Source organism: Streptomyces niveus (assembly GCF_001723055.1).
Classification (GTDB): Bacteria; Actinomycetota; Actinomycetes; order Streptomycetales; family Streptomycetaceae; genus Streptomyces; species Streptomyces niveus.
Genome location: NZ_MDCR01000331.1, coordinates 1 through 2,737, shown reverse-complemented (window position 1 = coordinate 2,737; position 2,737 = coordinate 1). Strand labels below are relative to the sequence as shown.

At 71.9% G+C, this 2,737-nt stretch carries 5 protein-coding genes; 2 read left to right on the top strand and 3 right to left on the bottom strand.

Going from position 1 to position 2,737, the window contains the following annotated elements; genetic code table 11:
- Positions 1–61 precede the first annotated feature (61 nt).
- The 3 genes from BHU15_RS31070 to BHU15_RS31060 are packed head-to-tail and all read right to left on the bottom strand — an operon-like array spanning position 62 to position 1,676.
- Positions 62–415, bottom strand: a complete 354-nt coding sequence (locus tag BHU15_RS31070; protein WP_069630177.1) for a hypothetical protein — start codon at positions 413–415, stop codon at positions 62–64.
- Positions 415–1,146, bottom strand: a complete 732-nt coding sequence (locus BHU15_RS31065) for an Asp23/Gls24 family envelope stress response protein (RefSeq protein ID WP_069630176.1) — start codon at positions 1,144–1,146, stop codon at positions 415–417. The genes BHU15_RS31070 and BHU15_RS31065 overlap by 1 nt, the downstream gene beginning before the upstream one ends.
- Positions 1,137–1,676 (bottom strand): RNA polymerase sigma factor, encoded by a 540-nt coding sequence (locus tag BHU15_RS31060; RefSeq protein WP_069630175.1) that lies wholly within the window; start codon positions 1,674–1,676, stop codon positions 1,137–1,139. The genes BHU15_RS31065 and BHU15_RS31060 overlap by 10 nt, the downstream gene beginning before the upstream one ends.
- A gap of 218 nt (positions 1,677–1,894) precedes the next feature.
- On the opposite strand from BHU15_RS31060, the gene BHU15_RS31055 reads away from it, so the two are divergent.
- Positions 1,895–2,425 (top strand): Asp23/Gls24 family envelope stress response protein, encoded by a 531-nt coding sequence (locus tag BHU15_RS31055; protein ID WP_079128484.1) that lies wholly within the window; start codon positions 1,895–1,897, stop codon positions 2,423–2,425.
- A 26-nt stretch (positions 2,426–2,451) separates the two neighbouring features.
- Positions 2,452–2,637 (top strand): hypothetical protein, encoded by a 186-nt coding sequence (locus BHU15_RS31050; RefSeq protein ID WP_069630179.1) that lies wholly within the window; start codon positions 2,452–2,454, stop codon positions 2,635–2,637.
- The last annotated feature ends 100 nt before the right edge of the window (positions 2,638–2,737 follow it).

Genomic DNA, 2,737 nt, shown 5'->3' with positions numbered 1-2,737 from the left:
AGTCACCAGGTCCCTGCCGGCTCCGGCGCCGACAGGGCCGGGGCCGGTCGGCCGGGGTATGTCAGACGAGGCCGGTGACCGTCACGGTCACCGTGACAGGTCCGGAGTCACCGGCCTCCGCCACCCCCAGCACCGCCTCCCGCACCGCACGCGTCACATCCAGCGTGCGGTGCGTCCGCCGGGCGACGAACTGGACCTCGATCCGCCAGGAGCCGGGGACCGCGCCCGGCCGTACCCGTATGCCGGACTTCCGCCGGTCCCGCGACGCGTACGACGCCCGGACCAGGTCGGCGAGTCCGGGCCGCAGGAAGGCCACGCCGGGCACCCGCTCCACGGCGTCGGCGGCGGCCCGCGCGAGGACGTCCTTCTGCGCGCGGGCCGGACCGCTCGCGCCTGCGGTCTCGTTCAGTGTCATCAGCCGTCTCCTTCCTCTCCGTCGAAGAGATCGACCACGAGCACGTCGATGCTCTCCACCTCGATACCGATGGCGTCCCGCGCCGACTCCGCGACCCGCGCCCGGATCTCCTCCGCCAGCTCGGGCAGATTGAGGTGGACTCCGGCCGCCACTTCGAGCCGTACGTGCACGGGCCCACGCTCGCGCGGGCTGACGCGGCAGCTCCCCGCCCGTACGCCCGGCAGGGACTCGGCCGCCGCCCGGAAGGCGCGCGCCGCCGCCGCTTCGACGATCCACAGGTCGTCGTCGGGCTCGCCGAGCGGCAGCGGGCGGCCGGGCCGCAGCTCCAGCCGAACGATGTCCATGACACGGGCCGTGAGGTCGGAGACCTCGGCCGGGCCGGGCGGCTCAACCGCCCGTGTCCGCTCCACGGCCGCGCTGAGGGAGGCGAGGTCGGCCAGCGCGGCGGAGCAGTACGGGCACTCCACCAGATGCGGGTCGCTGACATGCCAGCCCGCGACATCCGGGGCGGTGACCTGGAGGGCCCCGGCCCCGGGCGGGCTTTCGAGCGCGTCCCAGGCTTCCCAGACGACGCTCAACTCCCGCCCGCACGGCAGTAGTTCGCTGTCGGTCTCGATGTCCGTCCCGGTCCCGGTGCCGGCGCCGGTCTCGATGCCGGTCTCGTCGGATTCTCCTTCGCCGCCCACGCCGTTTCCGGGGCCGGGGCGGTCGGGATGCGCGTTCAGCGCCATGCGCTCATCGCCTCCGTCAGGTAGCGGCGTGCGCGGAAGACCCGGCCCCGGACCGCCACCAGGCTGATCCCGACCGTCTCCGCGATGTTCTCGTAACTCATCCCGTGCCACTCCCGCAGCACCCAGCAGGCGCGCTGTTCGGGCGAGAGCCCCGCCATGGCCACCGCGAGCGCGCGCACGGCGGCGTGCGACTCGGCGGCGCGCGCCGGTGAGGACTCGTGCTCGGGCGCGGCCGGTTCCGGTACGGAGTCGAGGTCCGTCGCCGGACGGCGGGCGCGCAATTGATTGAGGCACCGGTTGGTGACGATCCGGTATATCCAGGTCTTGAACTCCGCGTCGCGCCGGAACTCGGGCAGCTTGCGCCAGGCGCTCACGAACGCGTCCTGCACGGCGTCCTCGGCCTCGGTCCGGCTGCCGAGAAGCCGGGTGGCCAGTTGGAGCATGACCGGCCCGTGGGCGCGAACGAGTTGCTCGAACGCTTCCTCGTCCCCCTCGCCCGCCCGTACGGCCAGCAGGTTGTCGCCGGGCACTCGCCGACTCCTCTCGCCGCTCTTTCTGTCTCGTACACCCCTATGACACGGGCCACGGCAGAACGTCACGCGAGAACTCGTGGAGATTTCCGCGTGACGAATCCGGGGCTCGGGTGTCCAACGAGTTGAGAGTCCGGGAGAGCCGGCCAACTCCCCCACGACAGAAGCCGTACGACAAGCAACACACAACATCTCGACACACACGAGGAGGCTGTCCCATGGCAGCGACCCAGACCCAGGAAGTGTCCCCCGTCTCCGCCCGCGTGGCGAGCGGCCAGGGCGTCAGTGCGACGAGTCCCGGCGCGGGAGGTTCCACCACCCTCGGCAGTGGCGTCGCGGGGGCCTCCGAGCCCGCCGCCACCCGGGGCCGGACCTCCATCGCGGACGCCGTCGTCGTGAAGATCGCCGGGATGGCGGCGCGCGAGATTCCGGGGGTGTACGACATGGGCGGCGGTCTGTCCCGGACGCTCGGTGCCGTGCGCGACCGTGTCCCGGGCGGGCGTCCCAATGTAGGCCGGGGAGTGAAGGTCGAGGTCGGCGAGCGCCAGACCGCCATCGATCTGGACCTGGTGGTGGAGTACGGCGTTCCGATCACGGATGTCGCCCGCGATGTGAGGGAGAACGTGATCGCGGCGGTGGAGCGGATCACCGGTCTTGAGGTCGTCGAGGTGAATGTCACGGTCAACGACGTGCATCTGCCCGACGACGAGGACGAGCCGCACAGCGGCGCCGACGCACGGGTCGAGTGAACGGACCGATGAAACAGGAGAATCCGATGAACGTGTCCCTGGTGGGGCTGATTGTCGGCATGGCCTTGGGCTTCGCGGGCTGGTTCGGCGGATTCGGGGCGTTCCTGCTGGTGGCCGCGCTGGGTGCGGTGGGCTTCGTGGCGGGGCTGCTGGTCGACCGGGGCATAAGCCTGCGTGAGTTCCTGGATCCGGAAGAACGGAAACGCCGGTGAACGCGGGCGCGGGAGCACGGTCGGCCGCCGCCGCACCCTTGTCCCCGCCCGTATCCCCAGCCGTGTCCCCGCCTGTTTCGCCGCCCGTGCCGCCGCCCGC

What these genes read in the sequence shown, in the direction of transcription:
- BHU15_RS31055 (WP_079128484.1), top strand. Translation starts at nt 1,895, where the DNA reads ATGGCAGCGACCCAGACCCAGGAAGTGTCCCCCGTCTCCGCCCGCGTG.
- BHU15_RS31065 (WP_069630176.1), bottom strand. Translation starts at nt 1,146, where the DNA reads ATGGCGCTGAACGCGCATCCCGACCGCCCCGGCCCCGGAAACGGCGTG.
- BHU15_RS31050 (WP_069630179.1), top strand. Translation starts at nt 2,452, where the DNA reads ATGAACGTGTCCCTGGTGGGGCTGATTGTCGGCATGGCCTTGGGCTTC.
- BHU15_RS31070 (WP_069630177.1), bottom strand. Translation starts at nt 415, where the DNA reads ATGACACTGAACGAGACCGCAGGCGCGAGCGGTCCGGCCCGCGCGCAG.